Origin of the sequence: Devosia sp. XGJD_8 (assembly GCF_046614475.1) — a bacterium.
Taxonomy (GTDB): Bacteria; Pseudomonadota; Alphaproteobacteria; order Rhizobiales; family Devosiaceae; genus Devosia.
Genome location: NZ_JBKJHF010000001.1, coordinates 671866 through 698705, shown reverse-complemented (window position 1 = coordinate 698705; position 26840 = coordinate 671866). Strand labels below are relative to the sequence as shown.

Annotated in this window: 26 protein-coding genes and 1 riboswitch; of the genes, 12 read left to right on the top strand and 14 right to left on the bottom strand. The window is 63.5% G+C overall.

The window, feature by feature from the left end:
* Positions 1 to 152: 152 nt before the first annotated feature.
* Positions 153 to 2030: an ABC transporter ATP-binding protein gene (locus tag ACLI1C_RS03210; protein WP_411395415.1), complete on the top strand. Its 1878-nt coding sequence runs from the start codon at positions 153 to 155 to the stop codon at positions 2028 to 2030.
* A gap of 3 nt (positions 2031 to 2033) precedes the next feature.
* Here ACLI1C_RS03210 and ACLI1C_RS03205 read toward each other — a convergent pair whose 3' ends face one another.
* On the bottom strand, positions 2034 to 3026 hold the full coding sequence (locus ACLI1C_RS03205; RefSeq protein WP_411395414.1) for an acryloyl-CoA reductase: 993 nt from the start codon (positions 3024 to 3026) through the stop codon (positions 2034 to 2036).
* A 118-nt stretch (positions 3027 to 3144) separates the two neighbouring features.
* On the opposite strand from ACLI1C_RS03205, the gene ACLI1C_RS03200 reads away from it, so the two are divergent.
* Both ACLI1C_RS03200 and ACLI1C_RS03195 read left to right on the top strand, forming a co-directional pair.
* Complete coding sequence (locus ACLI1C_RS03200; RefSeq protein WP_411395413.1) at positions 3145 to 3459, top strand: ArsR/SmtB family transcription factor; 315 nt, start codon at positions 3145 to 3147, stop codon at positions 3457 to 3459.
* 81 nt (positions 3460 to 3540) lie between these two features.
* Positions 3541 to 4593, top strand: coding sequence for a cation diffusion facilitator family transporter (locus tag ACLI1C_RS03195; RefSeq protein WP_411395412.1), 1053 nt, complete (start codon positions 3541 to 3543; stop codon positions 4591 to 4593).
* On the opposite strand, the gene ACLI1C_RS03190 is transcribed toward ACLI1C_RS03195, so the two are convergent.
* From ACLI1C_RS03190 to ACLI1C_RS03180, 3 genes are all read right to left on the bottom strand, one after another.
* Entirely contained in the window at positions 4590 to 5444 is an 855-nt protein-coding gene (locus ACLI1C_RS03190) for a carbohydrate ABC transporter permease (protein WP_411395411.1), read from the bottom strand. The genes ACLI1C_RS03195 and ACLI1C_RS03190 overlap by 4 nt on opposite strands.
* Positions 5444 to 6373: a carbohydrate ABC transporter permease gene (locus ACLI1C_RS03185; RefSeq protein ID WP_411395410.1), complete on the bottom strand. Its 930-nt coding sequence runs from the start codon at positions 6371 to 6373 to the stop codon at positions 5444 to 5446. The genes ACLI1C_RS03190 and ACLI1C_RS03185 overlap by 1 nt, the downstream gene beginning before the upstream one ends.
* Before the next feature lie 69 nt (positions 6374 to 6442).
* Positions 6443 to 7696 (bottom strand): ABC transporter substrate-binding protein, encoded by a 1254-nt coding sequence (locus ACLI1C_RS03180; RefSeq protein ID WP_411395409.1) that lies wholly within the window; start codon positions 7694 to 7696, stop codon positions 6443 to 6445.
* Positions 7697 to 8065: 369 nt separating this feature from the next.
* On the opposite strand from ACLI1C_RS03180, the gene ACLI1C_RS03175 reads away from it, so the two are divergent.
* Positions 8066 to 9145, top strand: a complete 1080-nt coding sequence (locus ACLI1C_RS03175; protein ID WP_411395407.1) for an ABC transporter ATP-binding protein — start codon at positions 8066 to 8068, stop codon at positions 9143 to 9145.
* Here ACLI1C_RS03175 and ACLI1C_RS03170 read toward each other — a convergent pair.
* From ACLI1C_RS03170 to pcaD, 8 genes are all read right to left on the bottom strand, one after another.
* Entirely contained in the window at positions 9142 to 10197 is a 1056-nt protein-coding gene (locus tag ACLI1C_RS03170; protein WP_411395405.1) for a 3-carboxy-cis,cis-muconate cycloisomerase, read from the bottom strand. The genes ACLI1C_RS03175 and ACLI1C_RS03170 overlap by 4 nt on opposite strands.
* A 9-nt stretch (positions 10198 to 10206) precedes the next feature.
* Entirely contained in the window at positions 10207 to 11409 is a 1203-nt protein-coding gene (gene pcaF, locus ACLI1C_RS03165) for a 3-oxoadipyl-CoA thiolase (protein ID WP_411395404.1), read from the bottom strand.
* A 1-nt stretch (position 11410) separates the two neighbouring features.
* Positions 11411 to 12082: a 3-oxoacid CoA-transferase subunit B gene (locus ACLI1C_RS03160; RefSeq protein ID WP_411395403.1), complete on the bottom strand. Its 672-nt coding sequence runs from the start codon at positions 12080 to 12082 to the stop codon at positions 11411 to 11413.
* Positions 12079 to 12801: a 3-oxoacid CoA-transferase subunit A gene (locus tag ACLI1C_RS03155; RefSeq protein ID WP_411395401.1), complete on the bottom strand. Its 723-nt coding sequence runs from the start codon at positions 12799 to 12801 to the stop codon at positions 12079 to 12081. The genes ACLI1C_RS03160 and ACLI1C_RS03155 overlap by 4 nt, the downstream gene beginning before the upstream one ends.
* 181 nt (positions 12802 to 12982) lie before the next feature.
* The gene (gene pcaG, locus ACLI1C_RS03150) at positions 12983 to 13603 is read right to left on the bottom strand and encodes a protocatechuate 3,4-dioxygenase subunit alpha (protein ID WP_411395400.1); all 621 of its coding nucleotides are present in this window, start codon (positions 13601 to 13603) and stop codon (positions 12983 to 12985) included.
* Positions 13603 to 14349, bottom strand: coding sequence for a protocatechuate 3,4-dioxygenase subunit beta (pcaH, locus tag ACLI1C_RS03145; protein WP_411395399.1), 747 nt, complete (start codon positions 14347 to 14349; stop codon positions 13603 to 13605). Before pcaH ends, pcaG begins: the two co-directional genes overlap by 1 nt.
* Complete coding sequence (pcaC, locus tag ACLI1C_RS03140; protein ID WP_411395398.1) at positions 14346 to 14732, bottom strand: 4-carboxymuconolactone decarboxylase; 387 nt, start codon at positions 14730 to 14732, stop codon at positions 14346 to 14348. The genes pcaH and pcaC overlap by 4 nt, the downstream gene beginning before the upstream one ends.
* The gene (gene pcaD / locus ACLI1C_RS03135) at positions 14725 to 15519 is read right to left on the bottom strand and encodes a 3-oxoadipate enol-lactonase (protein WP_411395397.1); all 795 of its coding nucleotides are present in this window, start codon (positions 15517 to 15519) and stop codon (positions 14725 to 14727) included. Before pcaD ends, pcaC begins: the two co-directional genes overlap by 8 nt.
* A gap of 155 nt (positions 15520 to 15674) precedes the next feature.
* Between pcaD and pcaQ the strand changes: the two genes are divergently transcribed.
* Positions 15675 to 16598: a pca operon transcription factor PcaQ gene (pcaQ, locus tag ACLI1C_RS03130; protein ID WP_411395396.1), complete on the top strand. Its 924-nt coding sequence runs from the start codon at positions 15675 to 15677 to the stop codon at positions 16596 to 16598.
* Positions 16599 to 16604: 6 nt separating this feature from the next.
* Here the strand turns inward: pcaQ and ACLI1C_RS03125 are convergent, their stop codons facing one another.
* A complete protein-coding gene (locus ACLI1C_RS03125; RefSeq protein WP_411395395.1) occupies positions 16605 to 17855 on the bottom strand; it encodes a D-amino acid dehydrogenase in 1251 nt (416 codons plus the stop codon).
* Positions 17856 to 18071: 216 nt separating this feature from the next.
* Between ACLI1C_RS03125 and ACLI1C_RS03120 the strand changes: the two genes are divergently transcribed.
* The 7 genes from ACLI1C_RS03120 to nirD all read left to right on the top strand — a co-directional run bounded on the left by ACLI1C_RS03120 (position 18072) and on the right by nirD (position 25023).
* Positions 18072 to 18539, top strand: a complete 468-nt coding sequence (locus tag ACLI1C_RS03120) for an Lrp/AsnC family transcriptional regulator (protein WP_411395394.1) — start codon at positions 18072 to 18074, stop codon at positions 18537 to 18539.
* 43 nt (positions 18540 to 18582) lie between these two features.
* A riboswitch (TPP riboswitch) is annotated at positions 18583 to 18696 on the top strand.
* Positions 18687 to 19295 (top strand): YkoF family thiamine/hydroxymethylpyrimidine-binding protein, encoded by a 609-nt coding sequence (locus tag ACLI1C_RS03115; RefSeq protein WP_411395393.1) that lies wholly within the window; start codon positions 18687 to 18689, stop codon positions 19293 to 19295. It overlaps the preceding riboswitch by 10 nt.
* Positions 19296 to 19329: 34 nt before the next feature.
* Positions 19330 to 20127: an ABC transporter permease gene (locus ACLI1C_RS03110; protein WP_411395392.1), complete on the top strand. Its 798-nt coding sequence runs from the start codon at positions 19330 to 19332 to the stop codon at positions 20125 to 20127.
* Entirely contained in the window at positions 20124 to 20876 is a 753-nt protein-coding gene (locus ACLI1C_RS03105; RefSeq protein ID WP_411395391.1) for an ABC transporter ATP-binding protein, read from the top strand. The genes ACLI1C_RS03110 and ACLI1C_RS03105 overlap by 4 nt, the downstream gene beginning before the upstream one ends.
* A gap of 13 nt (positions 20877 to 20889) precedes the next feature.
* The gene (locus ACLI1C_RS03100; RefSeq protein ID WP_411395390.1) at positions 20890 to 21906 is read left to right on the top strand and encodes an ABC transporter substrate-binding protein; all 1017 of its coding nucleotides are present in this window, start codon (positions 20890 to 20892) and stop codon (positions 21904 to 21906) included.
* A gap of 324 nt (positions 21907 to 22230) precedes the next feature.
* Positions 22231 to 24675, top strand: a complete 2445-nt coding sequence (nirB, locus tag ACLI1C_RS03095) for a nitrite reductase large subunit NirB (RefSeq protein WP_411395389.1) — start codon at positions 22231 to 22233, stop codon at positions 24673 to 24675.
* Positions 24676 to 24690: 15 nt separating this feature from the next.
* Complete coding sequence (nirD, locus tag ACLI1C_RS03090; protein WP_411395388.1) at positions 24691 to 25023, top strand: nitrite reductase small subunit NirD; 333 nt, start codon at positions 24691 to 24693, stop codon at positions 25021 to 25023.
* Positions 25024 to 25059: 36 nt separating this feature from the next.
* Here nirD and ACLI1C_RS03085 read toward each other — a convergent pair whose 3' ends face one another.
* Complete coding sequence (locus ACLI1C_RS03085; protein ID WP_411395387.1) at positions 25060 to 26835, bottom strand: SulP family inorganic anion transporter; 1776 nt, start codon at positions 26833 to 26835, stop codon at positions 25060 to 25062.
* Positions 26836 to 26840: the final 5 nt, after the last annotated feature.

Below are 26840 nucleotides of genomic sequence, written 5' to 3'. Positions count from 1 at the left end.
CGGATATTTGGGGCTCTCCCCTCACCCCCTCCCAACCTCCCCCTTGAAGGGGGAGGTGCCGCGCAGTGGGTACGGAGGCATTGTGCCTCTATCGCGCTACGCATGAGCGCAAATCTATTCCCCGCCCCTCCGGCTCCGGTTACAATCGCCGCATGACCGACCTTCCCGGGCGCCGCCCGCCACCGACGCCCGACGCCGCTCCCACCTTTCGCCAGCGCCTCGACAACCTCCGCCATCTGGGGCGGCTGGTCGCGCAGATCTGGCGCACCAGCAAGCCGCTGACCGCCGCCAGCATCGGCTTGCGGCTCGTATCCTCGCTGCAGCCGATCGCCATGCTCTATGTGGGCAAGCTGATCATCGACGAGGTCGTGCGCCTCACCGGCATCACCCCGCCCGGCCCGGATTTCGCCGACTGGTGGAGCAGCGGCGTCCTCTCCACCGTCTTGGTGCTGCTGGCCATCGAGCTGGGCCTGGTCATCGTTTCGGACCTCCTGGCCCGCGCCACCGGGCTGGTCGATTCGGTGCTCTCCGAACTCCATTCCAATACCGTCAGTGTCGAGCTCATGGCCCATGCCGCCCGGCTCGATCTGATGCATTTCGAATCCGCCGAATATCAGGACCGGCTGGAGCGGGCCCGCCGGCAGGCCGCTGGCCGCAATGCATTGCTGAGCCAGATGTTCGGCCAGGCGCAGGACATGATCACGGTCGTCACCCTGGCGGCCGGGCTCTTCGTCTATGCACCCTGGCTGATCCTCCTGCTGCCGCTGTCCTTCGTGCCCGCCATCTGGGGCGAGACACGGTTCAATACGCTGGCCTATTTCATGAGCCGCTGGCGCACACCCGAGCGGCGGGAGCTCGAATATATCCGCTATATCGGCGCCAGCGCCGAGACGGCCAAGGAGCTCAAGCTGTTCGGCCTGGGCGATTTCCTCATCGCCCGCTTCAAGACCCTGGCGCACACCATCTATCTCGAGAACCGCAGCCTCTCGACCCAGCGGGCGGCCTGGGGCGCGGTGTTCTCGTCGATCTCGACCCTCACCTATTATGGTGCCTATGGCTTCATCGTCTGGCGCACCATCAGCGGCGCCTTCTCCATCGGCGACCTGGCCTTTCTCTCGGGGTCCTTCCTCCGCCTCAATGGCCTGTTCCAGAAGATCCTGCTCGGCTTTACCCAGATCGCAGGGCAATCGATGTATCTCGACGACCTGTTCAGCTTCTTCGAGATCGAACCGACCATCCTGTCGCCGGCCAATCCCAAGCCGTTCCCGCAGCCGATCCGGCAGGGCATCGTCTTCGACAATGTGGGCTTCCGCTATCCGGACACCGAGGGCTGGGCCATCCGCCATCTCAGCTTCACCCTGCAGGCCGGGGAGACGTTGGCGCTCGTGGGCGAGAACGGGGCCGGCAAGACCACGATCGTCAAGCTGCTGGCCCGGCTTTACGATCCGGACGAGGGCCGCATCACCATTGACGGCATCGACCTCAAGGAACTCAGCGTCGCCGATATCCACGCCCATATCGGCGTGATCTTCCAGGATTTCATTCGCTACAGCCTGACGGCGCGCGAGAATATCGGTGTTGGTCGCATTGCCGACCAGGACGACATGGCGCGGATCGAAGAAGCCGCGGCGCTCAGCCTTGCCGATGCGGTCATCGCCAAGCTGCCGCAGGGCTATGACCAGCAGCTGGGGCGCCTGTTCAAGAAGGGGCGTGACCTCTCCGGCGGCGAGTGGCAGAAGGTCGCCATCGCCCGCGCCTATATGCGCGACGCGGACCTCATCATCCTCGACGAGCCCACGGCAGCGCTCGATGCCAAGGCGGAAGCCGAGGTGTTCAGCCGCTTCAAGAGCCTTGCCGCCGGCAAGACCGCCGTCATCATCTCGCACCGTTTCTCGACTGTCCGCATGGCGGACCGCATCCTGGTGCTGGAGAACGGGGCGATCCTCGAATCAGGGTCGCATGAGCACCTGCTGTCCCTGCGCGGACGCTATGCCGAACTGTTCGAATTGCAGGCGGCGGGGTATCGGTGATCCTCAAGCACCGAGGCTGACAATCACCCTACCCCGCACCTCGCCGGCCAGGATCGCCACCGCCGCCTCCGGCAGTTCCTCCAGCTTGATCTCGCGCACAAGCCCGGCATAGGCGGGCAGATCAAATGTCGCGGCGATGCGCTGCCAGGCCGCGACCCGCCGGGCATAGGGCTGCATGACGCTGTCGATGCCAAAGAGACTTATCCCCCGCAGGATGAACGGCAGTACACTGGTCTCGAGCGCAATGCCGCCGGCATTGCCCAGACTTGCAACCGCGCCGCCATATTTGACCTGCTTGAGCAATTTTCCCAGCACCTTGCCGCCGACACTATCGATGGCGCCATCCCAGCGCGCCGATTCCAGCGGCTTGTCGGGCTGGGCCAGGAAGTCATTGCGGTCGATGATGCTGGCGGCACCCAGCGCCTTGAGCGCCTCGCCATGCTGAGGTCGTCCCGAAAGTGCCGCGACCTGGTAGCCGAGCCGGGCCAGCATGGCGGTGGCGATCGAACCCACGCCGCCGGCCGCGCCGGTCACCAGCACCTCGCCTGCCGCGGGCGTCAGGCCCGCCGCTTCCAGCCGGTCGATGGCCAGCATGGCGGTGAGCCCTGCCGTCCCCACCACCATGGCGTCATGTGTGCTGAGCCCCTTGGGCAGCGGCACCAGCCAGTCGGCATTGACACGCGCCCGTTCGGCATAGCCACCCCAATGGGTTTCGCCGACACGCCAGCCGGTAAGCACCACGGCCTGCCCCACCGCGTAGCGCGAATCGGCGCTGTCGCGCACCGTGCCGGCAAAATCGATACCGCCGACATGGGGATAGGCCCGCACGAGGCCGCCGCCGCCGGTCAGGCAGAGCCCGTCCTTGTAGTTGAGCCCGGCCCACTCGATGTCGACAGTGACATTACCCTCCGGCAGGCGGATATCGTCCAGCTCCTGCACGGACGATGTAACCCTGCCCTCGGCGTCCCTGTCGGTGATCAGTGCGCGGAAACTCATGTTCTGTTCCTCCCTTTTGCACCCAGCTTGGCACGATGCGTCAGGCGGAGCCACCCTCTGGCGTCCTGCGGCAAAGCGCCTTACCTGTTGAGCCAGCAAGCCTCGACGAGTACCCGCATTGACCCCACCCAGCGACGCGCAGATCACCATCATCGCGGAGACCTATCGCCTGCTGGGCGATCCGACGAGGCTGCGCGTGCTGCTGGCCTGCCTGCCCGCCCCCATCGCGGTGGGCGACATTGCCAAGGCGGTCAATGCCTCGCCCTCGCTGGTCAGCCATCACCTGCGCCTCCTGCGCGCTGCGCGGCTGGTGCGCGGCACGCGCCGCAACCGGCAGGTCTTCTACGAAGCCGCCGACGATCACATTACCCACATGCTGGCCGACATGATCGAACACGCCATGGAAGACGGCAGCAAGGACAGCGACACCTGAGCGCAGGATACCCGTCGCAATTGACTTGTTCCAAACATATGAACATGTATTCATATGTCGCAGCATGAGCGGAGCGGATCAATGGGTGTGGAAAGCAAGGAACTGGGCGTCATGGGCCGCGGGCATGACCATGCCGGACATGAGCACGGCGACGACGATGCGGATCACGATCGCGCCACGCACAATCACGACAGCCACGACCATGATCATTCCGAACATGATCATGCAGGCCATAGCCACACGCCAACCGTCAGCGCGGGCAATGAACGTGTCGTGCTGATCGGCTTTCTGCTCACGGCCGGCTTCATGGTTGCCGAGGTCATCGCCGGGCTGCTGTCGGGCTCGCTGGCGCTGATCGCCGATGCCGGGCACATGCTTACGGATGCGGCGGCACTGCTCCTGGCCTGGGCCGCCTTCCGCTTCGGCCGTCGTGCCTCCGACGGCAAGCGCACCTTTGGCTATATGCGGCTCGAAGTGGTTGCGGGGCTGATCAATGCGGTGACGCTCTTCGCCCTGGTCGCCTGGATCATCTACGAGGCGATTCAGCGTTTCATGACGCCACATGCGGTGTTGGCCGGGCCGATGTTCGTCGTCGCCGTGCTCGGCCTCGTCGTCAATATCGTGGTGTTCCTTGTGCTGGCGCGCGGCGACAAGGAGCATGTCAACATTCGCGGCGCCATGGTGCATGTGCTGGGCGACCTACTCGGCTCGGTCGCTGCGATCGCCGCGGCCGTCACCATCTGGCTGACCGGCTGGATGCCGATCGACCCCATCCTCAGCGTCCTGGTCAGCCTTCTTGTCCTGCGCAGCGCCTGGCAGCTGTTCCGCAATTCCCTGCATATCCTGATGGAGGGCACGCCGGGCAATGTGGTGATCGAGGATCTGAGCAAGGCCCTGGTCACGCAGGTGCCTGGGCTCGAGGCGGTTCGCCATGTCCATGTCTGGTCGATCACCTCGGGCAAGCCGGTGGCGACCCTGGAAATCGTGCTGGCCGAGGGCGCCAATGCGGCGATGGTGACACGGGCCGTCAAGCAGACCCTGAAGACCGACTATGGCATTACCCATTCGACGGTCGAGATCGTCTGGGGCAAGGGTGGCGCCAGCTGTGCGCTGACGCCCGATGCCGTGCCCTAGCCCTTCACCGCACCGCCGGTCAGCCCGGATATGATGTAGCGCTGCGCCAGGAGGAAAAAGCCCACGGCGGGAATGATGGTGAGGGTCAGATAGGCGAGGATCTTGGGCCAGTCGGAGCCATACTGACCCTGGAACTGCATGATGCCGAGCGGCCAGGTGTAGTTCGTATCGGTATTGAGCACGATCAGCGGCAACAGGAAGCTGTTCCAGCTGCCGACGAAGGCGAACACACCCACCGTCGCGATGATGGGCAGGCTGAGCGGCAGGGTGATGTACCAATAGATCTTGAGGTAGCCGCAATTGTCCATGCGCGCGGCGTCGATCAGTTCATGCGGCAGGCGTTTGAAGAAGCTGTGAAACAGGACGATGGAAAAAGCGAGGCTGAAGGCCACCTGCGCGATGATGATGCCGAGGTGACTGTCCAGCAGGCCGAGATCGCGCAGCTTGATGAACAGCGGCAGGATGGCCGTGGAAGCCGGGAAGAGCAGCCCCAGCATGAAGAAGCTCATGAGGAACTTGGAGCCGAAGAAGCGGATATGGGCCAGGGCAAAGGCCGCCATGGACGCAATCAGCACCGAGAGGGCAACGGTGGAGAGGGCAATGATCAGCGAGTTCCACAGCGAGCGGAACAGGGCCGTCCCGAAGATGATGCCGGTGAAGTTGGCCGGATCCCAGCTTGCCGGCAGCCCGAACGGATTGGTGCGCAGCTCGCCGATGGATTTGAACCCGCCGAGCACGGTCGTATAGAACGGCACGATGATGAAGGCCGCGACCAGGGCCAGGGTAAGCCACTGGAAGGGCGATATTTCGGGGCGGCGGCGCCGCTTGCGATTGGCCGTCACGTCGCTCATCAGTCGACCTCCCTCGAAAACAGCAGTCGGCGATAGACCACGGTGATGACCACGCAGGCGATGAACAGCATGACGCTGACCGCTCCACCAAAGCCGAGCTTCATGCGCAGGATTCCGAACTGGTAGAGGAAGGTCACAATGGTGTGGCTGGAATTGTTGGGACCGCCATTGGAGAGCGGGATGACGAGATCGAACAGCTGAAGCGCGCCGATGATCGAGAAGAAGACCGAGATGACGATCGACCCCCAGATCATCGGCAGCTTGATGTGCCGCACGATCTGCCACTTCTTGACCCCGTCCAGCCGAGCGGCCTCGATCACTTCACTCGGAATGGACTGCAGGCCGGCGATATAGATCATCATATGGAAGCCGAAATATTTCCACACGATCACCAGCATGATGGCCGGCATGACCCAGACCTTGTCGCCCAGCACATGCGGCAGCGAGGTGCCGAGGGCATCGCCCACTGTGGGCACGAGGCCGTAATTGCCGTCATAGACGAATTTCCAGATCAGCCCGGCGGCAATCTCGGCCAGCATATAGGGCAGGAAGAACAGGGTCCGGATAGCGTTGACGCCCCAGCTCTTTTCCACCAGCGCCAGGCTCACCCACATGGCGAGCGGCAACTGGATGGCCAGGGACACGGCGATAACGATCAGGCTGTTGCGCACTGCGGTGCCAAAGTGGCGGTGCGTCAGCACATCCTCGTAATTCTTGAGGCCGACGAAATCGGTCATCGGACCGTAGCCGGTCCAGTCGAAGAAGGAAAAGCTGGCCGCATCGACCATGGGCAGCACAACGAGCACCACGAACAGGATCAGCGCCGGCGGAAGGAACAGCAGCAGCGGCACGAGGCTCTTGCGGTCCATGTAGCGGCGCGCCCGGCGCGGCGGGGCAACGGCAGCAGGCGAGGTCGTTATCGTGGTCATGGGCAATTCCTTCGGCAGGAATCCCGGCGGACGCATGGGAGCGCATCCGCCGGGGGCACGGGCAAAAGCCTAGCGGATATCGGCAGCAGCCTCTTCCACCAGTTCGGCGGCCTCTTCGGCCGTCAGCGCATTGCCCGCAAGTTCGGCCGAGATGTCATTGACCACGCCACCGACCTGCGGCCCGAGTTCCTGATCGAAGAAGATCGCATGCCAATGGGCATTGTTGATCGACTGGGCGATCTGGACCTTGAAGGGGTTGGTCATGTTGTCGGCAGCACCCTTGGCGATCGGGATGAAGAAGCCGGCATTGCCGAAGCGCGACGCTACTTCGGCAGAGGTGTACCATTCGACGAAGTCCACGGCCGCATCGGGGGCGTTCTTGTGGAACAGCCAGCCATTGATGCCGCCCAGCGTATCGGTCGGATCGCCGGCACCGCCTTCAATGGTCGGGAAGGGCAGGATGCCGAGCTGGTCGTCGGGAATGCCCGCCTTGGAGGCCGAATTGTCCTTCATGGCGCCGTAGTCCCAATCGCCCATCAGGTGCATGGCGGCCTTGCCATCGCCGAAGTAGCCGGACGCATCGCCATAGGCGGCAGCAAGGAAGCCTTCCTGGAAGGGCTCGAGCGCGGCCAGTTCGAGGAACATTTCGCCTGCCTTGACGAAGGGCTCGGCGGCAAAGCCGCCATTCTCGCCCTTGCGCGCGGCGTCGAACGCGTCCTGGCCGGCCAGGCGGACGACGAGCTTGGACCACCAGAAGTGGGCGGGCCACTTGTCCTTGGCGCCAACGGCGAGCGGCGTGATGCCGGCATCCTTGAAGGTCTGAACGGCAGCGAGGAACCCTTCCCAGGTCTCCAGGCTCGCCGGATCGACACCGGCCTGCTCGAACAGGGCCTTGTTGTACCAGAGCACGACTTCACTGACCTGCTGGGCAAGGCCATAGACGTGGCCGTCGCGGGTGAAGGCAGACATGCCACCAGCACCAATGGCCTCGGCAACGGCGGGGTCGACCAGGTCTTCGACCGGCCGCAACACGCCGGCGGCCGCCTGTTCGGTCAAGACGCCACCGCCCCAGGAATAGAAGATGTCCGGTGCAGCGTCGGACTGCAGCAGGGTGGTCAGCTTGGCCTTGAAGGCCTCGTTTTCCAGGAACTGCATATTGATGGTGATGCCCGGATTGGCAGCCTCATATTCCGCCACAGCCGCTTCCATAAGCGCGACTTCTTCGGGAATCGAGGCGATGTGCATCCAGTCGACGGTTTCTTGGGCTGCGGCCGGCAAAATGGCGGCAACGCTGAGCATTGCGGCAAGCGCAAGCTTCTTCATGGGCTTCCTCCTCATGTCCTCACACCAACCTTCGAGACGCCTCTGGCGGGCTCTTCCCGGCTGCGGCAGGCAAACACGACCTCCGCGCATTCCCTGCTTGATACTTTCTACGCATTCCGTAAAAGATAGGCAAGAGGTACGTGCCTCACTCAATGGTCAGCGATGCTGTCCAAATCTGAAACGGCCTTTAATCGTTCCTTTTCAGGACTTTAGAGGATCTGGAGGGCATTGACAGAAAGACAGCGGCGAGAACCGCCTTGCCTTTTAGTTCCGATGACTCACAAAATGCAGCGCGGCGCGTCGATCACGCCGCCCGGGCGTCAGGGGGCACAGACCACCGACGCCGTGACTACCGGAGGAGAGCAGATTATGGCCGAACTGAAACTGCGCGGAATCAACAAGAGCTTTGGCATCGTGCCGGTGCTGCACAGCATCGACCTCGATATCGAGGACGGGGCCTTCGTGGTGTTTGTCGGCCCGTCGGGCTGTGGCAAGTCCACACTGTTGCGCACCATTTCGGGTCTGGAAGAGCCGACCTCCGGCCAGGTCGTGATCGGCGGGGAGGACGTGACCGATTTCGACCCGGCCGAGCGTGGCGTTGCCATGGTGTTCCAGAGCTATGCCCTCTATCCGCATATGACGGTGGAGCAGAATCTCGGCTTCGGCCTGCGTATGGGCGGCATGCCACGCGACCAGGTTGCCGCCCGGGTGGCCGAGGCCGCGCGGATTCTCGAACTCGATGCACTGCTCGATCGCAAGCCGCGACAGCTTTCGGGCGGACAGCGACAGCGCGTCGCCATCGGCCGGGCCATCGTGCGCCAGCCCAAAGCCTTCCTGTTCGACGAACCGCTGTCGAACCTTGATGCCGAACTGCGCGTGCAGATGCGCATCGAGATCGCCAAGCTGCACCAGGAGCTCGGCGCTACCATGGTCTATGTGACGCATGACCAGGTGGAGGCCATGACGCTGGCCGACAAGATCGTGGTGCTGCGTGCTGGAAGGATCGAACAGCAGGGCAGCCCGATCGAGCTCTATGACGATCCAGACAATATCTTCGTGGCCGGTTTCATCGGCTCGCCGCGCATGAACTTTCTTGCGGCGACCGTGGTCGCGACGGACGGCCAGAGCGCCACGCTGCAGCCCAACGATTTCGACGGCAGCCCCGTTGTGGTGCGGACCCGCGGCAGTTCAGCGAAGGTGGGAGATGTCGTGACCCTGGGTATCCGTCCCGAGCATTTCATCGAGGAGGGTGGCACGGCATTGTCGGCTACCGCACAGGTGGTCGAGCAACTCGGGGGCGTGTCCTATGTCTATGCGACTGGCCGCGGGGAGTCGAAGATCACCATCCAGCAGAAAGGCCATTCGCGCATTCCGGCTGGAGCTCAGGTAACCATCGGTCTCGACCCTGCGGCGTGCCTTGCCTTCGACGCGGCGGGGTTGCGGCTCTAGGAACTTGCCGAGGCAGGAAAATCGATCTGGTCTACCAGCAGCCTGGCCAGGCGCAGGCTTGCGCCAGTGGCAATGACGATCCTGGGGAATGTGAGCCATTCAAGGGTCCAGGCGGCGCCAGAGCGCTCGTTTTCGTGGACCATTGACTGGTGCAGTGTGCCGACAAGACCAGCATTGTGGCGAGCCAGGGCGACAAGGACTTCCGCATTCACTGGGTTGGACTTGTGCGCCATGGAGGATGAGCCGCCGCCGCCCGCAATGGCTATTGCGCCAATCTCGTTCTGCGCCAGGATCGCCACATCGGCGCCCAGCTTGCCCAACGTGCCGCTGAGCAGGGACAGCAGCGAGGCAAAGCCGATCAGCTGATCACGCGCGGAATGCCAGGGCTCGGCAAGGCCGAGATCGAGCTGCTTGGCCAGTGCGCGGGCAACGGCATCGCCGTGGCTGCCGAAGCTGCTACGGTCCCCGATCGGGCCGCCCAACTGCACGACCAGCAGGCTGGGCCGAATGGCGCGGAGTTCGGCCAGGGTACGCCGGAGGGGCGCGACCCAGGTCGCCAGCTTGGCGGCGACGGTATAGGGCAAAGCGCGCTGCATGCGCGTATGAGCCATCATCACTTGCGCGCCGTGCCGCCCGTTGAGGCCATCGAGCGCATCGAGCAGGCTGGTCAGGCGGTCTGTGAGCACCGGGATCACCGCAGCCAGTTGCAGCATCAGCGCGGTGTCGATGATGTCCTGGCTGGTGGCGCCCTTGTGGACGGCCTCAGCGTGCGGCGCGGCAACGCGGCGACGGAGTTGGGCGACGAGCGCTGGTATGACCACGCCGTCTCGCGCCATGCCCGCGGCCAGATCAGCCCAATCGGGGGTGAAGCCGGCAAGGCCGGTCTCGATCGCAGTCGCCGCGTCGGCGGCGATCATGCCCGCTTCCGCTTCGGCCCTGGCCAGCGCCTGCTCGACGTGCACCATTGCGGCGATCTGGGCTGGATCGCCGAGCAGGGTCTCGATCTCTTCATCGCCGGCAAGGGCGTCGAGCAAAGTGCGGTGTGGACTCATATAAGCAGACTAGACGCGCTCAAGGGCGATGGCGATGCCCTGCCCCACGCCGATACACATGGTCGCGAGCGCGCGCCGCTGACCCGACTGCGCCAATTCCAGGGCCGCCGTGCCGGTGATGCGGGCGCCGCTCATGCCCAGCGGATGGCCCAGGGCGATGGCGCCGCCATTGGGATTCACGTGTGCAGCGTCTTCCGCAATCCCCAGGTCACGCAGCACGGCAATGCCCTGGCTGGCGAAGGCCTCGTTGAGTTCGATGACGTCGAAGTCAGCCGGGCTCAGACCCAGCCGAGCGCAAAGCTTCTTGCTCGCCGGGGCCGGCCCCATGCCCATGATACGCGGCGGCACGCCGGCCGTAGCGCCGCCCAGAATGCGGGCGATGGGGGTCAAGCCGTGTTTCCGGGCCGCTGCCTCGCTGGCGATGATCAGCGCTGCGGCCCCGTCATTGACGCCCGAGGCATTGCCGGCGGTGACGGTGCCATTAGGGAACAGGGCCCGCAGCTTGCCCAGCGTCTCCAGCGTGGTGCCGGCGCGCGGGTGCTCGTCCTTGTCGACGATGATGGGCTCCCCCTTCTTCTGGGGAATGCTGACTGGCACGATCTCCCGGGCGAGCCGGCCGTTCTGCTGGGCAGCCACAGCCTTGTCCTGGCTGCGCACGGCAAAGGCGTCCTGTGCCTCGCGCGATACGCCGAATTCCTGGGCGACGTTCTCTCCCGTTTCGGGCATGGAATCGACGCCGTGCAGCGCCTTCATCTGCGGATTGACGAAGCGCCAACCGATGGTTGTGTCGTAGATCTCGGCATTACGCGAAAAGGCGGTCTCGGCCTTGGGCAGCACGAAAGGCGCCCGCGACATGGATTCGGTGCCGCCCGCGATAACGAGATCGGCTTCGCCCGACCTGACGGCGCGGGCGGCTGCGATGACCGCATCCATGCCCGAGCCGCAAAGCCGGTTGATCGTGGTGCCAGTCACCGAAACAGGCAGGCCTGCCAGCAGCAGGCTCATGCGGGCGACATTGCGATTGTCCTCGCCGGCCTGGTTGGCATTGCCGAAGATGACGTCATCGACGGCCAGCCAGTCTACTCCGGCATGGCGCTCCATCAGTGCCTTGAGCGGAATAGCGCCGAGATCGTCGGGACGTACGGCGGAAAGGGCGCCGCCGAAGCGGCCGATTGGCGTGCGGAGATAGGCGCAGATGAAGGCTTCGGCCATGTCAGAGCTCCGGTACGATGAGGTCGGCGATCGGGCCATCGACAACCAGTTCGGCGCCGGTGACTGCCTGCAGGTCATCCAGGCTCATGCCTGGCAGTTTCTCGCGCAGCACGAAGCGCTGATTCTCGATGTCGATGACGGCGAGGCTGGTGTAGACGCGGGTGACACAGCCAACGCCGGTGAGCGGCAGGCTGCACTGCTTGACCAGCTTGGGCTTGCCATCCTTGGTGACGTGGTCGGTGATCACCGCGACGCGCTTGGCGCCGTGCACCAGGTCCATCGCGCCGCCCACTGCGGGGATACCCCTGGGGCCGGTGCTCCAATTGGCCAAGTCGCCATTCTCGGCCACTTCGTAGGCGCCCAGGATTGCCACATCGAGATGACCGCCGCGCACCATGGCGAAGCTGTCGGCGTGATGGAAGAAGGCGGCACCGGGCTTCAGCGTCACGGCCTTCTTGCCGGCATTGATCAGGTCCCAGTCTTCTTCACCGGCCGGCGGAGCCTCGCCGAAATTGAGAATGCCGTTCTCGGTATGGAAGATGGCCTGGCGTCCGGGCGGCTGGAACTTGGCCACCATTTCCGGGAAGCCTATGCCGAGATTGACATAGGCTTCATCGGCGATGTCCTGCGCAGCGCGCCAGGCGATCTGGGCGTTGGTGAGCTTGTCGGTCATGAATAGGCCACTCCGGCGCGCATCAGCGCCTCTTCCTGTTGGGCATCGGCGACTTCCACAATACGGTCGACGAAGAGGCCCGGGGTGATGACCTGTTCGGGATCGATCTCGCCTGGCTCGACGATCCGCGTCGCCTGTACGATGGTAAGGCCGGCTGCTGCCGCCATCAGGGGTAAGAAATTGCGACCCGCCTTGCGATAGGTGAGGTTGCCCTGCCGGTCGGCGAGTTCGGCCTTGATGATCGCCACGTCCGCCTTGAGCCAACGCTCCTGCACATACATGCGACCGTCGAACTCCCCGGTTGGCTTGCCTTTGGCCAGGTCAGTTCCATAGCTGGTCGGCGTGTAGAAAGCCGGAATGCCGGCGCCGCCGGCGCGGATGCGCTCGGCGAGCGTGCCTTGCGGCACCAGTTCGAGCTCGATTTCGCCGGCGAGATATTTTTCCGTGAAGGCGCGCGGATCAGCCGAGCGGGGAAACGAGCAGATCATCTTGGCGACCATGCCGACATCGATCATGGCCGCAATGCCAATGCGCCCATTGCCGGCATTGTTGTTGATGATGGTCAGATTGCCCGGACTGCCGGTGGCACGAAACCGATCGATGAGGACGTGAAGAAGTTCGATGGGCGCGCCGGAGCCCCCAAAGCCTCCCACCATCACCGTCATGCCATCGGCGACGTCCTCAACCGCGCTGGCAAGATCAGCGACAGACTTGTCCATCTTCGGGTCTCCATGGGCAGGGCGGAACGTCCTGCGCTTGAGCCTGATTTATGCGCCCGAGGCCGGATGTCGCAACGCATTTTGTGCGTATTACGATATTTGTTCGAATGTCGCACATTCATACCTGACCGCGGTGCCTTCGCGCCGCGAGCTTGTAGGACGAATGCAGCCGGGAAGCTGTCTAGATGTCGAAGAACACGGTTTCCTTCTCGCCCTGCAGATGGATCTCCAGCACGTAACGTGGCACCGCGCCATCTTCGCGGCGTGCGATCAGGGTTGTGCGGCGGCGCGGATCGGCGATCTTGTTGAGGACAAAATCGTTCGCATTGGCCTCCGTCTCGTCCTCGAAATAGAGCCGCGTCTGCAGCCCGATATTGATGCCGCGCGCGACGATCCACAGCGCCACATGGGGCGCCATCGGCTTGCCGTCCGGTCCGGCTACACTGCCCGGCTTGATCGTTTCGAAGCTGAATATGCCCTCGCCATTGGTGGGCTGGCGGCCCCAACCGGTGAAGGCCGGTGCGGAACTGGCGTTTGGCCCCATCGGCGCGGCGTAACTGCCGGCGGCATCGGCCTGCCAGCATTCGACCACAGCGTCGGTCACGGGGGAGCCGGCGCCATCGAGAATGCGTCCGCTGACAACGATGCGCTCGCCCTGTGTCTGGGGCGTCAGCATGCTTGTGCCGGGGTCGGCGTCGTAGATACCCTTGATGTCGCAGAAATTCGGCGTCAGTCCGATATGCACGTAGGGCCCCGCGGTCTGCGAGGGGGTCTCCTTGAGGGTTGGCACAGGGTGCAACATCAGTTTCCCTCCAGCTTGTTTTCGAACATGGTCGAACGCCGACCGCGCAGCACGATATCGAAGCGATAGGCCAAGGCATCCATCGGCGTCGTATTGTGCCGGTCCAGCCGGGCCACCAATTGGTCGATGGCCGCCTTGTCGGCGATGCTGCCGACGATCGGGCACTGCCAGATCATCGGGTCGCCTTCGAAGTACATCTGGGTAATAAGCCGCTGCGCGAAGGCATGGCCGAAGATCGAGAAGTGGATATGGGCCGGCCGCCAGTCATTGCCGCCATTGGGCCAAGGATAGGCGCCCGGCTTGACGGTGCGGAAGGAATAGAAGCCATTCTCGTCGGTGACGGCCCGACCGCAGCCGCCAAAATTGGGGTCGAGCGGCGCGAGATAGGCTTCGCGCTTGTGTCGATAGCGCCCGCCGGCATTGGCCTGCCAGAATTCCACCAGCGTATTGGGCACTGGGCGAGCGTTTTCATCCAGCACCTGGCCGTAGACGATCAGACGCTGGCCAATGGCCTCTCTGCCATCCTGGCTGTAGTTGCGAATCAGGTCGTTATCGAGGGGATTGATGCTGGAATGGCCAAAGGTCGGCCCCGTCAGTTCCGAGGCCGTCGGGCCGAGTGACAGCAGGGCATGGCGGGGTGCGCGGAAGGTCGTGCTCTTGTAGCCCGGCGTATTGGCGGGCGGGTGCCAGGCGCGGTCGCGGGGGTAAAGCGCACCATCAGCGCCGGGTAGGATGATGCCGCTCATTTGCTGTCCTCGCGTTTTGCCAGTTCTTCCTTGGCAACCTTGAATGCCCGGTTCGCTGCGGGCACACCGGCATAGACCGCAACATGCAGCAGCGCCTCCTTGATGTCGTCGGGCGAGCAACCAGTATTGGCTGTCGCACGGACATGCATGGCGACCTCCTCGTCGTGGCCGAGGGCCGCCAACAGGGCGATCGTCAGCATCGAGCGCTCGCGCTTGCTGAGCCCGGGACGCGACCATACCGAGCCCCAGGCACCTTCGGTAATGAAGGTCTGGAAGTCGTCGTCCAAAGCCGTGATGCGTGCCGTGGCGCGATCGACATGGCTGTCGCCAAGCACGGAGCGCCGCGTCGTCATGCCCCGTTCGAAAAGTTCTGCGTTAGCCATGGCCAACCTCGCTCAAAAATCGCGTCATCAGTGCCGCCAATGCCTGGGGTTGCTCAATCGAAGGAATATGTCCGGAGCCCGCAATGACCTCGAAATGTGCGCCGGGAATGCGGGCCGCCGCATCGCGCACCAGGTCGACGGGCGTCGACAGATCCTGGTCGCCAACAACGACGAGCGTGGGCACGGCGATGGCGTCAATCGCATCGCGCAGGTCGGCATCGCGCAGGGCTGCGCAAGTGCCGGCATAGCCCTGGACAGGCATGCGCTCGAACATGTTCTGCCAGCCAGCCAGCTCGTCCGCTCGGTCGCGACGGAATGCTTCGGTGAACCAGCGAACCATAACGGCTCCGGCAATCGAGGCCATGCCATCGCGGCGCACGGCTTCCATCCTGCCATTCCACATGGCGTCGTCGCCAACTTTGGGTGCAGTGTCGCAGAGGATCAGCCCGGCCAGCCGTTCCGGGTAGCGGAGCGCAAAGCTCTGTCCGATGAGCCCACCGACCGAGATGCCCGCCAGTGCCAGTCGATCCATGCCGAGATGGTCAAACAGGCCGGCAAGATCGTCGACATGATCGTCAATCGTATAGTCGCCCCCGGGCGCGTCGCTGAGACCGTGGCCGCGCTTGTCGTAGGACAGGATGCGATAGCGCCCCTCCAACAGGGCAATCACCGCGTCCCAGATACGTGCGTCGGTGCCCAGGGAGTTGGACAGCGCCAGCACGGGCGCGCCAACAGGTCCCTGCAGGCGATAGTGCAGCAGTACGTCGTTGATCCGGGCAAAAGCCATTATTCCCCTCGCTTCGGGAGGATTAAAGGCGGTGACGGGGAGCAAGTAAAATGATTAGTTCGGACCAGAGGATAACCCCCGGATTATAGTTCGATCGGCTACTGGACGATTTTCGGGCGGAATGCGGCCAACCCATAACTGGAGGCACTGAGAACATGGCGAAGCGTGCCATCGATCCGCGTATCAAACTGCGCCATCTGAGCTGCTTTCTGGAGGTGGCGCGTCTCAAAAGCGTGGTCAATGCCGCAGACGCACTCAATATCAGCCAGCCCGCCGCCTCCAAGACCATTCATGAGCTGGAAGAGCTGCTGGGCGCTCCACTGTTCGACCGGAGCCGACGCAGTCTGTTTCTGACGCCTTTCGGGGAGGTGTTCTATCGCTATGCGGGTACAAGCCTTGCAGCGCTGCGACAGGGGATTGATGCCGCTCGCGGCTCGCATGAGGCGACAGTGGTCAAGGTGGGAGCCCTGCCGACAGTGTCGGCGCGCATCCTGCCCGGCGCGGTCCGCCAATTCACCAGCGACGATCCCGGTGCCCGCACGCGCATCATAACGGGCCCGAACGCCTACCTGCTGTCCCTGCTTCGCACGGGCGATGTCGACCTGGTGATCGGTCGCATGGCAGAGCCCGAGGCCATGCTCGGCTTTTCCTTCGAACACCTCTACTCCGAACGCGTCGTCATGGTGGTGCGTCCCGACCATCCACTACTGGCAGAACGCCAGTTCAACCTGGGCATGATCGAGCCTTACCAGACGTTGATGCCGACGCCGGACTCGGTGATCCGCAGGCTGGTGGACCGCATGCTCCTGTCCCATGGCGTGACCAATCTGCGCGACGAAGTGGAGACCGTCTCCAACGCCTTCGGACGCTCCTATATCCGGCAGACCGACGCCGTCTGGCTGATTTCGGAGGGCGTGGTGGCAGAGGATATCGCCGATGGTCGTCTGGCGCTGCTGCCCGTCGATACGGACGAAACGGTGGGACCGGTGGGCCTGACCACCCGCACCGACACGACACAGACGCTGGCGGCGCTGAGCCTGATGCAGGCTGCCCGTGACGTCGCCGCGCGCCTGCGCTGACCCGCCTCAGTAGCGCGTGTGGTCGAGGTCGGAAATGTCGATATCCGGCTTCGCACCCGATACGAGATCGGCAATGATCCGTGCCGAGCCGCAGGCCATGGTCCAGCCCAGCGTCCCGTGTCCGCTGTTGATGAAAAGGTTGCTCAGCCTGGAGGCGCCAATGATCGGCGTGCCGTCGGGCGTCATTGGACGCAGGCCGGTCCAGTAGCTGGCGCTTTTGGTGTCGCCCGCGCCGGGAAAGAGCTCGTTCACGCAATGGGCCAGCGTCGCTCGCCGGCGCGGTGGCAGGTCGCTGTTATAGCCGGACAATTCCGCCATGCCCCCGACGCGAATGCGGTCGCCCAGCCGGGTTACCGCGATCTTGTAGGTCTCATCGAGCACGGTGGAAACCGGCGCCACGCTGCCGTCGCTGATCGGCGCGGTGATCGAGTAACCCTTGACCGGATAGATCGGCAGATCAATGCCGACCTGCCGGGCCAGCAGCGGACTGAAACTGCCGAGCGCCAGCACGTAGCGATCGCCCGTGATGGTGCCAGCGCTGGTGCGCAGCCCGGTCACTACGTCACCCGAAACATCAAAACCTTCGATGCTTGTACCGTAGCGGAACACCACTCCCAGATCGGCAGCCATGGCCGCCAGGCGGGTGGTGAAGATGTGGCAGTCACCAGTTTCGTCACCGGGCAGGCGCAGCCCGCCTGCGATATTGGCCTCAGATCCGGCCAGGCCCGGTTCGGCGGCAATGCAGCCGGCCCGATCCAGCGCCTCATAGGTCACGCCATATTGCTCGAGCACCTCGATGTCCTTGTGGGCGCCGTCCACCTGCTTTTGCGTACGAAACAGCTGCAGCGTTCCCTGGCTACGCTCGTCATAGGCGATGCCCGTTTCGGCACGGAGGGCCTTGAGCACATCCCGGCTGTATTCGGCAACGCGAACCATCCGCGCCTTGTTGATAGCGTAGCGCGATGCTGTGCAATTGGTCAGCATCTGCAGCACCCAGCGGACCAGATAAGGATCCGGCAGCGGACGCACGATCAGCGGGGGATGCCGCATCATCAGCCATTTGACGGCTTTTTGCGGAATGCCCGGCCCGGCCCAGGGCGACGCATAGCCGGGTGAGATTTCGCCGGCATTGGCAAAGCTGGTTTCCAGCGCCACGCCCGGCTGCCGCTCGATCACCTCCACCTCATGGCCTGCCTTTGCCAGGTAGTAGGCCGAGGTGACGCCAATGACACCGCCGCCAAGGATGATGATCTTCATGCTGCTGCCTCCGGCTGGCTGACATGCTGGCGGCGGGACGGTCGGGCCGGTCCCGGCGAACCGTGATGAGGTCCGGTAAACATGCCCGTGTCGCCGCCTGCGCTCAATCAGACGACCATATCGAACAATCGGCGGAATTTTCTCTCCATTTTTGCACGAAAATTGCTATGAGAACGTCCTGTCGCAATAATATTTCAAGTTTCGGAACGAAGCTGCATGCACCTCGATGCGATCGATACGAAGTTGCTGGCTCTGTTGCGCAGTGACGGCCGCATGAGCAATGCAAAGCTCGCCCAATCGGTGGGGTTGTCGCCCTCCGCCTGCCTGCGCCGGTTGCATGCCCTGGAGGAAAGCGGGGTCATTCGCGGCTATGCTGCCATCATAGCGACGGACAGCAGCGAGCCCGCCACTGTCGTCATCGTGCAAATTTCACTGGAGCGGCAGACCGACGACCTGCTGCGGAGCTTCGAGGCCGCCGTAAGGCGATGCCCCGAGGTCCGTGAATGCTACCTGATGGGTGGGATGACCGACTATCTGCTGCGGCTGGAAGCCAAGAGCATGGCTGACTATGAGCGACTGCACACCGAGGTGCTGTCCCGCCTGCCCGGGGTCTCCCGCATTCAATCCAGCTTTGCGATCCGCAATGTCATGGCCCATGCCGTACCGACCAAGGCGCGTCGATAGGCAAATAGGGGCTTGCCAGACAGATCCCGATCTATATGTTCGCAGCCATCCACAGGGGTGCTCCGTATTGCCGGGGCTGAGACGCGGGCGACATGCCTTCAAACCCTATTAGCTGATCTGGGTAATACCAGCGGAGCGAGGCGGGCGATGTTTTCTGGCGCACAGATTTCCCTTTACCCAATGACCGGCGATTTCGTCGGCGTCATCACGGGCGCATTGGGCGCGCTCGACCCCTACCGAAACCAGCTGCGGATCGAGACCGACGACATCTCGACGCTCCTGGTGGGCCCACCCGATACCCTGTTCCCGGCCATGCGCGACCTGTTTGTGGCAGCGGCGGGTGGGGGTGCACATTGCGTGCTCTCGGCCACCATCTCCCGCGGGTGTCCCGGCGAGCCGGACGATGCGATCTGCGCTTCGGTTCGCTTCGATGGACCGCGAGAGAACCTGGAGCAACGCAAGGCAGAGTCGCTGGCATCCGTTGCGGCGGCCATCAATACCGGGACGCCGATTGCGGCGCAGTTCTCGCTCTATGTGATGGGCACCGACGATCACATGGACGAAATTTACGGCTGTATCGACTTTCTCAAGCAGTCCGGCGTGTTCGACCGCGCCAAGAACTTCTGCACAAGGCTGGCAGGCGACGCCGCACCAGTGTTCGCCGCACTCGAAGCGGCCTTCTGCCAGTTCGGACCCCCGGCCGGCCATGTCACCATCGACCTGACGGTATCCGCGAACAGCCCGACGCCGCGCTAGGCCGCGTCTGTCTCCGTCTTTCGCAGGTACCGACATGTCCATCGTCAAATTATCCATGCGGCTTGTCACGTCCGCACTGTTGCGAGCCGCTCCGGCCGCGCTGGCGCTCGGCGCAGTGGTGCTGGCCTGGGAAGTCTATGCACTGTTCTCCGGTATCTCACCGACGACGCTGCCCGCGCCGTCTCGGGTTGTAACGCAGGCCTGGGAACACCGGCTGGCGCTGCTCGACAATATGTTGCCAACTCTGGCCGCGACGACCCTTGGCTTTGTCTATTCGCTACTGGCGGCCTTCGCCTTCTCCGTGCTGGTGGACTTCATCCCACCCATTCGGCGGGGCCTGTTCCCGGTGTTGATCATCAGCCAGACACTGCCGCTGGTCGCCATTGCCCCGCTGGTCGTGCTCTGGTTCGGTTTCGGACTGGGGCCCAAAATCGGGCTGGTCGCGCTGGTCACGTTCTTCCCGATGCTGGTGGCGCTGGTTCAGGGCTATGCGGCTACCGACCGGGATATCGAAGCGCTGCTGGCTTCGATGGGGGCGGGGCGGCTGCGCGTTTTCCTGCTGGCGCGACTGCCCTCCTCCCTGCCCTATTTCTTTGCCGGCATCCGTATCTCGATCACCTATGCGGTGGTCGGGGCGATCTTCGCCGAATATGCCGGCGCAGCCAAAGGGCTGGGGATCTACATCCTCAACGCCAAGAACAATTTCCGGCCGGATCTGGTGTTGGCTGCCGTCTTGGTGAGTTCTGCCCTGACGTTGATGCTGTTCGGCATCGTCGTGCTGGTCCAGCGCCTCGTCATGCCGTGGGATCGCCTCGAGAGGCGTTCGCCATGACCGGGTACAGGCTGCAGCTCCGCAATCTACGCAAACGCTTCGGTGACCTGGACGTGCTGGGAGACATTTCGCTGACGGTACGCCGGGGCGAGTTCGTTTCGCTTCTCGGACCGTCCGGCGCCGGTAAGTCGACGCTCTTCAAAATCCTGACTGGCGCAACCGAAGCCGATGCCGGAACGATCCGCTTCAACGGCCAGCCGCTGACGACGCGACCCAGCCCCTTTGCCTTCATGCCGCAGCATGATGCGCTGATGCCGTGGCGGCGGGTCCTCGACAACACGACGCTAGGCCTGGAGGTGCAGGGACTGGCACGCGCCGCTGCCCGCAAACGCGTCCAGCCACTCTTCGCCGAGTTCGGCCTTGCGGGGTTTGAACAGCACTATCCGGCGCAGTTGTCGGGCGGCATGCGCCAGCGCGCAGCCCTGCTCAGGACCGTGGTGCAGCAGCGCGAAATGCTGCTGCTTGACGAGCCGTTCGGCGCTCTCGACGCGCTGACCCGCGCCAGCATGCAGTGCTGGCTGCAAGCGATGTGGCAGCAGCACAGCTGGACGGCCCTGCTCATCACCCATGACGTGCGTGAGGCCGTGTTCCTGTCCGACCGCATCTATGTGCTGACGGGCAGGCCCGCCCGGATGCTCACCGAAATCGCGGTGCCCCTGCCCCGCCCTCGCACCGACCTGACATCGCCCGAGGCCAGCGCCATCGAGGCGCGCCTGCTGGACACCCTGCTCAACCAACGCCCGGACTGAAGGACCAAAACACATGCTCAACCGCCGCCTATTCATCGCCGCCGCCGTCGCTGGCGCACTTCTCACCCCAAGCTTTGCCCAGTCCGACACGGTGACGATCGCGCTGGACTGGACACCGAATACCAATCACATCGGTCTCTATGTGGCAGAGGCCCAGGGGTTCTTTGCCGAAGCAGGCCTCACCGTCGAAATCCTGCCCTATAGCGATACGTCGGCCAGTACGCTGGTCGCCAACCGCGTGGCAGATTTCGGCATTCTGGGGTCGCTGAGCCTGTTCCTGCAGCGGACCGCGGGGGGGGACCTCGTGGCCACTTATGCCCTAGTGCAGACCGAGACCGGCCGGCTGGTCTTCAACGCGGACCGCAGCGACATTCAGACTCCGCGGGACCTCGACGGCCTCACCTATGGCGGTTTCGGCAGCGCCTGGGAAAATGCGCTAATCGAGACCATCATCCGCCACGATGGCGGCACTGGTCAGTTCGAGACAGTTACGCTGGGTACCTCGGCTTATGAGGCGCTCGCCAATGGCGCGGTCGATTTCACTCTTGAGGTCTACACCTGGGAAGGCGTCAAGGCCGAACTGGATGGCGTGCCGCAGCGAGCCTTCCGCTATGCCGACTATGGGGTGCCGGACCAGCACACCAATTTCATCGGTTCGAGCCAGGCCTATCTCGATGCCAATCCCGAAACCGCCAGCGCCTTCATCCAGGCCGTGCAACGCGGTTATGCCTTCGCCGTCGCCAATCCTGATGAGGCAACCGACATCTTGATGGCCGCCAACAGTGACAGCCTTACGGACCGCGCCTTTGTCCGCGCGTCGCTGCAGGCGCTGATCGACGGTCACTACCTTCGGGGCAGCGATGGCGCTGTCGGAACGATCCAGGCAGAGAAGATCGAAGCGATCGGCGACTATCTGATGGCGGCCGAAATTCTGCGTGATGGCGACGGCAAGGTGCTGGCCGAGCGTCCAGACTTTTCCAGCTACTACTCCAATCAGTACCTGTCGGAAACAGGCGCCACCGCGCATTAGGCGAGCCTTTGCGCCAATCTCGGGCATGTTTGCTCAATGCTCAATATTGATGCAGCCTGAACGCTTATGGTGCAAGGCGGTGACGTCACATCGCCCTGCCAGGAATCCGTAACCCATTGCCCCCACATCAGAAACGCAAGCTTTTCGCTTTGGCACGTTTCATGCATCACCGGAACCATAGGCGCTGACATCCAGCGCTGACCGGCACCCAATGGCGGGCGCCATCAGGCAAAGCTGCCAATCGACAGACGTTTCGGACTTGCGCCGGAGCTGCACTGTCGATTGGCAGCTTTTTTGTTTTCCCTGCGAGCAGGAGACGGCGGATTGACCGAAAAACTTGTCATCATCGGCAATGGCATGGCGCCCGGGCGCATGCTGGAGCATTTGTTCGAGGCCGCGCCGGGGCGCTACGCCGTCACCATCTTCAATGCCGAGCCACGGGTAAACTACAACCGGCTCATGCTTTCCCCGGTGCTGTCGGGTGAAAAGACCTATGAAGAGATCATCACCCATGGCGACGACTGGTATGCGGAGAACGGCGTTACCCTGCACAAGTCTTCGCCGGTCACGCTGATCGACCGGGAGGCGAGGAAGGTCATCTCCACCAACGGCATTGTCGCCGACTACGACAAGCTGGTGATCGCCACGGGCTCCTCCCCGTTCATTCCGCCGGTTCCCGGCCATCAATTGCCGGGCGTGGTGACGTACCGCGACCTTGATGACGTCGACAAGATGCTGGCCGTTGGACCCGGAGCCCGGGTCGTTGTCATTGGCGGCGGACTCTTGGGTCTTGAGGCCGCCGCCGGCCTCAAGATGCGCGGCATGGACGTCACGGTGCTGCATCTGATGCCAACGCTGATGGAGCGCCAGCTTGACCCAGCGGCAGGCTACCTGCTGGAAAAGGCGTTCAAGGATCGCGGCGTCACGGTGATCACCAAGGCCAATACCAAGCAGGTCTTGGGCACAGACAGGGTCGAAGGTGTCGAGCTCAATGACGGCATGATCATCCCGTGTGAAATGGTGGTGATGGCAGTGGGCATTCGTCCCTCCTCTGGTCTGGCCAAGGCCAGCGGCCTGGCCGTCAATCGCGGCATCGTGGTGGACGACCAGATGCGCACCGACGATCCGCACATCTTCGCGCTTGGCGAATGCGCCGAGCATCGCGGTACCTGCTACGGGCTGGTCGCGCCGCTTTACGAGATGGGCCAGGTGCTGGCCCACACGCTGGCTGACCAGGAGGCGAGCTACCAAGGCTCTGTCACCTCGACCAAGCTCAAGGTCACCGGCATCGACCTGTTCTCGGCCGGCGATTTCGGCGAGGGCGAGGACCGCGAGGAGATCGTGCTGCGCGACGCCACGGCTGGAGTCTACAAGCGCCTCGTGCTCAAGGACGACCGCATCATCGGCGCCGTGCTCTATGGCGAAACCGCCGACGGCCCGTGGTTCTTCGACATGCTCAAGCGGGGCGTCGACACGCGGGAGCTGCGCGATACACTGATCTTCGGCCAGGCCTATCAGGGGGGCACCCCCCTGGACCCTATGGCGGCCGTTGCAGCCTTGCCCGATGAGGAAGAGATCTGTGGCTGTAACGGCGTATGCAAAGGCAAGATCACCGGCGCTATCACCGGCAAGGGACTGACCAGTCTCGATGGCGTACGCGCCCACACCAAGGCTTCGGCGTCGTGCGGCTCCTGCACCCACCTTGTGGAACAATTGCTCCACGCCACGCTGGGCGATGCCTATAATCCGGCCGCCGTGCAGCCGATGTGTCCCTGCACCGAATATGGCCACGACGACGTGCGCCGCCTCATCATAGCCAAGGGGCTCAAGTCCATTCCTGCCGTGATGCAGGAGCTGGAGTGGAAGACCTCCTGTGGCTGTGCCAAGTGCCGACCGGCGCTCAACTACTATCTCGTCGCCGACTGGCCGGGCGAATACGAGGATGACGGGCAGAGTCGCTTCATCAACGAGCGCGTGCACGCCAATATCCAGAAGGACGGGACCTATTCTGTCGTGCCACGCATGTGGGGCGGGATGACCAATCCCAAGGAACTACGCGCCATTGCCGATGTTGCCGACAAGTTCGCCATTCCCGCCGTCAAGGTAACCGGCGGCCAGCGCATCGATCTGCTTGGCGTCAAGAAGGAAGACCTTCCAGCCGTCTGGGCCGATCTCAATGCCGCCGGCATGGTCTCGGGCGCGGCCTATGCCAAGGGTTTGCGTACGGTCAAGACCTGCGTCGGCTCGGACTGGTGCCGCTTCGGCACCCAGGATTCCACCGGCCTCGGCATCCGCATCGAGAAGTTCATGTGGGGCGCCTGGACTCCGGCCAAGCTCAAGCTGGCCGTGTCGGGCTGCCCGCGCAACTGCGCCGAGGCCACCTGCAAGGATATCGGCGTGATCTGCGTCGACAGTGGCTACGACATCCACTTCGCTGGCGCCGCCGGCCTCGACATCAAGGGCACGGAACTGCTCTGCCATGCCGACAGCGAGGACGAGGCGCTGGAGATCATCGTGGCGCTGACCCAGCTCTATCGCGAGCAGGGCCGATATCTTGAGCGCATCTACAAGTGGGCCAAGCGCGTCGGCACGCCCTCGATCAAGGCCAATGTCGTCGATGACCTGGCCAAACGCCGGCACTATTTCGAGCGCTTCGTCTATTCGCAAACCTTCGCCCAGGTCGACCCCTGGGAAGAGCGTGTCAACGGCAAGGACGCCCATGAATTCGCCGCCATGGCCGAATTCGGCATGCCGGTCGCAGCAGAATAGGCAAGGTAGGGTGGCATGACCGAGTGGATCGAGATCGGCAGCATTGACGCCATCCCTCGCCGCGGATCGCGCTGCGTGAATACGCTGGCGGGGCGGATTGCGGTGTTTCGCACCCAGGACGACCAGATCTTTGCCATCGAGAACCGTTGTCCGCACAGGCAGGGGCCGCTGAGCGAAGGCATCGTGCATGGCGCCTCGGTCACCTGCCCGCTGCACAATTGGGTATTCGACCTGGCCACCGGCCAGGCGCTCGGCGCCGACGAGGGACAGGTGAAGACCTATCCCATCGACATTGTCGAAAGACGCATCTTCATGGCCGCTGAACGCGTCATGGTCGCGGCGGAATAGCGGAGGAGGCAGGCTGAAACCTGCCCCCGGCAACGTCTAGCTGCCGATTGCCTTGAGGGGCTCAGTTCCCGACGTGGGGACGGCAGGGTCCCGTCTGGCGAGCCGCGCAGCCGCGATGGCGAGCATCGCCTGATGCTGGCTGAGATGTACCCCACCGGAGAGGTGCGCGAGGAAGTCGGTACCGGCGAGACGATCCATGACTGGGCCCTTGACCTCGGACAGATGCAGACGGACTCCCAGATCGCTCAGCTGATGCTGGATCGCCTCGAGGCTTTCGAGAGCCGACATGTCGATGGCATTGACCGCCGAACACATCAGGACAACGTCCTTGAGCTCCGGGTTCTCAGCGGCCTGGTTGATGACCAGATCCTGCAGGTAGCGCGCATTGGCGAAATAGAGGCTTTCGTCCACCCGGATAGAGAGCACATCGGGCGTGGTGTCCACCTGGTGACGCTTGACGTTCCGATAGTGCTCGGTGCCGGGCACCTGACCCACAATGGCTGCGTGGGGCTGCGACGAGCGATAGAGGAAGATCAGGATAGAGGCCCCTACCCCTAAGGAAATGCCCACTTCGACACCCAGCAGGAGCGTCCCCAGCAGCGTGATGGCGACGGCCGCAAAATCAGCCTTGGAGTAGTTCCAGGCGCGTTTGAGGATCGAAAAATCGACGAGCGTCAACACAGCTAGGACGATCGTGGCGGCCAGCGTCGCCTTGGGCAGGATGGCAAGGAACGGTGTGAGCAGCAGGGTCGCACCGGCAATGCCGATCGCGGTGAAGGCTCCAGCAGCCGGCGTCGCAGCGCCGGCATCGAAATTCACCACCGAGCGGGCAAAGCCACCGGTGACCGGATAGCCACCGCCAATGGCTGCCGCGACGTTGGAGGCGCCCAGACCGATGAGTTCCTGGTTGGGGTCGATGCGCTCGCGGCGCTTGGCAGCCAGCGTCTGCGCCACGGAAATGGATTCGACAAAGCCAACAACCGAAATGATTAGCGCTGGCAGCAGCAGCGCCTGGATGGTGTCGAGGTTGAAGCTCGGCAGCGCCAGCATAGGCAGGCCCTGAGGCACCTGGCCCACCAGGGCCACACCCTTGTTGCCGAGGTCGAACAGCGCAGACCACGCCATGGTCAGAAAGACCACAAAGACCGGACCAGCCCGCACAATGATGTTGGCGACGCCCTTGGGTAGGCCAAAGCGGTTGAGCCAGTTCTTGAGGTCGAGGCGGATCCACAGCAACAGCGCCAGAGCCACCGCGCCTACGGCGACGGTATTGAGGTTGATGGCACCAAGATTTTCCACGATCGACATCACCAGCTGCGGCAGCGCATGGCCCTCGGTCTTGATGCCGAGAAGCCCGCCCACCTGGCTGGTGGCAATGATGATGCCCGAGGCGGTGATGAAGCCTGAGATGACCGGATGCGACAGGAAGTTTGCGATGAAGCCGAGCCTGAACAGACCCATTACCGTCAGCATGACGCCCGATAGAAGAGCGAGCAGGATGGCGGCGCTGGCATAGTCGGCCGTGCCTTCTGCCGCCAGGCGGCCGACCGCGGCGGCGGTCATCAGGGAGACCACCGCCACCGGCCCGACAGCGAGTGCCGAAGAGGTGCCGAAGATGGCATAGGCCACGAGCGGCAAGACGGAGGCGTAAAGACCCACTTCCGGCGGCAGCCCAGCCAGCAGTGCATAGGCCAGTGACTGGGGGATCAACATGATCGTGACAATCACGGCGGCGACCAGATCGCTGGTCAGGGTTGCGCGATTGTAACGCCTCCCCCAGTCAAGGATCGGGAAGTAGGTCTTGAGCTTCATCGGAC

Excerpts from the sequence above, each read along its gene's own strand:
- pcaD (WP_411395397.1), bottom strand. The coding sequence starts at position 15,519 with ATGGCTTTTGCCCGGATCAACGACGTACTGCTGCACTATCGCCTGCAG.
- pcaC (WP_411395398.1), bottom strand. The coding sequence starts at position 14,732 with ATGGCTAACGCAGAACTTTTCGAACGGGGCATGACGACGCGGCGCTCC.
- pcaG (WP_411395400.1), bottom strand. The coding sequence starts at position 13,603 with ATGTTGCACCCTGTGCCAACCCTCAAGGAGACCCCCTCGCAGACCGCG.
- ACLI1C_RS03180 (WP_411395409.1), bottom strand. The coding sequence starts at position 7,696 with ATGAAGAAGCTTGCGCTTGCCGCAATGCTCAGCGTTGCCGCCATTTTG.
- ACLI1C_RS03205 (WP_411395414.1), bottom strand. The coding sequence starts at position 3,026 with ATGAGTTTCCGCGCACTGATCACCGACAGGGACGCCGAGGGCAGGGTT.
- ACLI1C_RS03185 (WP_411395410.1), bottom strand. The coding sequence starts at position 6,373 with ATGACCACGATAACGACCTCGCCTGCTGCCGTTGCCCCGCCGCGCCGG.
- ACLI1C_RS03115 (WP_411395393.1), top strand. The coding sequence starts at position 18,687 with ATGTTTTCTGGCGCACAGATTTCCCTTTACCCAATGACCGGCGATTTC.
- ACLI1C_RS03110 (WP_411395392.1), top strand. The coding sequence starts at position 19,330 with ATGTCCATCGTCAAATTATCCATGCGGCTTGTCACGTCCGCACTGTTG.
- ACLI1C_RS03170 (WP_411395405.1), bottom strand. The coding sequence starts at position 10,197 with ATGAGTCCACACCGCACTTTGCTCGACGCCCTTGCCGGCGATGAAGAG.
- ACLI1C_RS03175 (WP_411395407.1), top strand. The coding sequence starts at position 8,066 with ATGGCCGAACTGAAACTGCGCGGAATCAACAAGAGCTTTGGCATCGTG.
- ACLI1C_RS03085 (WP_411395387.1), bottom strand. The coding sequence starts at position 26,835 with ATGAAGCTCAAGACCTACTTCCCGATCCTTGACTGGGGGAGGCGTTAC.
- ACLI1C_RS03120 (WP_411395394.1), top strand. The coding sequence starts at position 18,072 with ATGCACCTCGATGCGATCGATACGAAGTTGCTGGCTCTGTTGCGCAGT.
- pcaQ (WP_411395396.1), top strand. The coding sequence starts at position 15,675 with ATGGCGAAGCGTGCCATCGATCCGCGTATCAAACTGCGCCATCTGAGC.
- ACLI1C_RS03105 (WP_411395391.1), top strand. The coding sequence starts at position 20,124 with ATGACCGGGTACAGGCTGCAGCTCCGCAATCTACGCAAACGCTTCGGT.
- ACLI1C_RS03190 (WP_411395411.1), bottom strand. The coding sequence starts at position 5,444 with ATGAGCGACGTGACGGCCAATCGCAAGCGGCGCCGCCGCCCCGAAATA.
- ACLI1C_RS03160 (WP_411395403.1), bottom strand. The coding sequence starts at position 12,082 with ATGACCGACAAGCTCACCAACGCCCAGATCGCCTGGCGCGCTGCGCAG.
- ACLI1C_RS03210 (WP_411395415.1), top strand. The coding sequence starts at position 153 with ATGACCGACCTTCCCGGGCGCCGCCCGCCACCGACGCCCGACGCCGCT.
- nirD (WP_411395388.1), top strand. The coding sequence starts at position 24,691 with ATGACCGAGTGGATCGAGATCGGCAGCATTGACGCCATCCCTCGCCGC.
- pcaF (WP_411395404.1), bottom strand. The coding sequence starts at position 11,409 with ATGGCCGAAGCCTTCATCTGCGCCTATCTCCGCACGCCAATCGGCCGC.
- ACLI1C_RS03100 (WP_411395390.1), top strand. The coding sequence starts at position 20,890 with ATGCTCAACCGCCGCCTATTCATCGCCGCCGCCGTCGCTGGCGCACTT.
- ACLI1C_RS03195 (WP_411395412.1), top strand. The coding sequence starts at position 3,541 with ATGGGTGTGGAAAGCAAGGAACTGGGCGTCATGGGCCGCGGGCATGAC.
- pcaH (WP_411395399.1), bottom strand. The coding sequence starts at position 14,349 with ATGAGCGGCATCATCCTACCCGGCGCTGATGGTGCGCTTTACCCCCGC.
- ACLI1C_RS03125 (WP_411395395.1), bottom strand. The coding sequence starts at position 17,855 with ATGAAGATCATCATCCTTGGCGGCGGTGTCATTGGCGTCACCTCGGCC.
- ACLI1C_RS03155 (WP_411395401.1), bottom strand. The coding sequence starts at position 12,801 with ATGGACAAGTCTGTCGCTGATCTTGCCAGCGCGGTTGAGGACGTCGCC.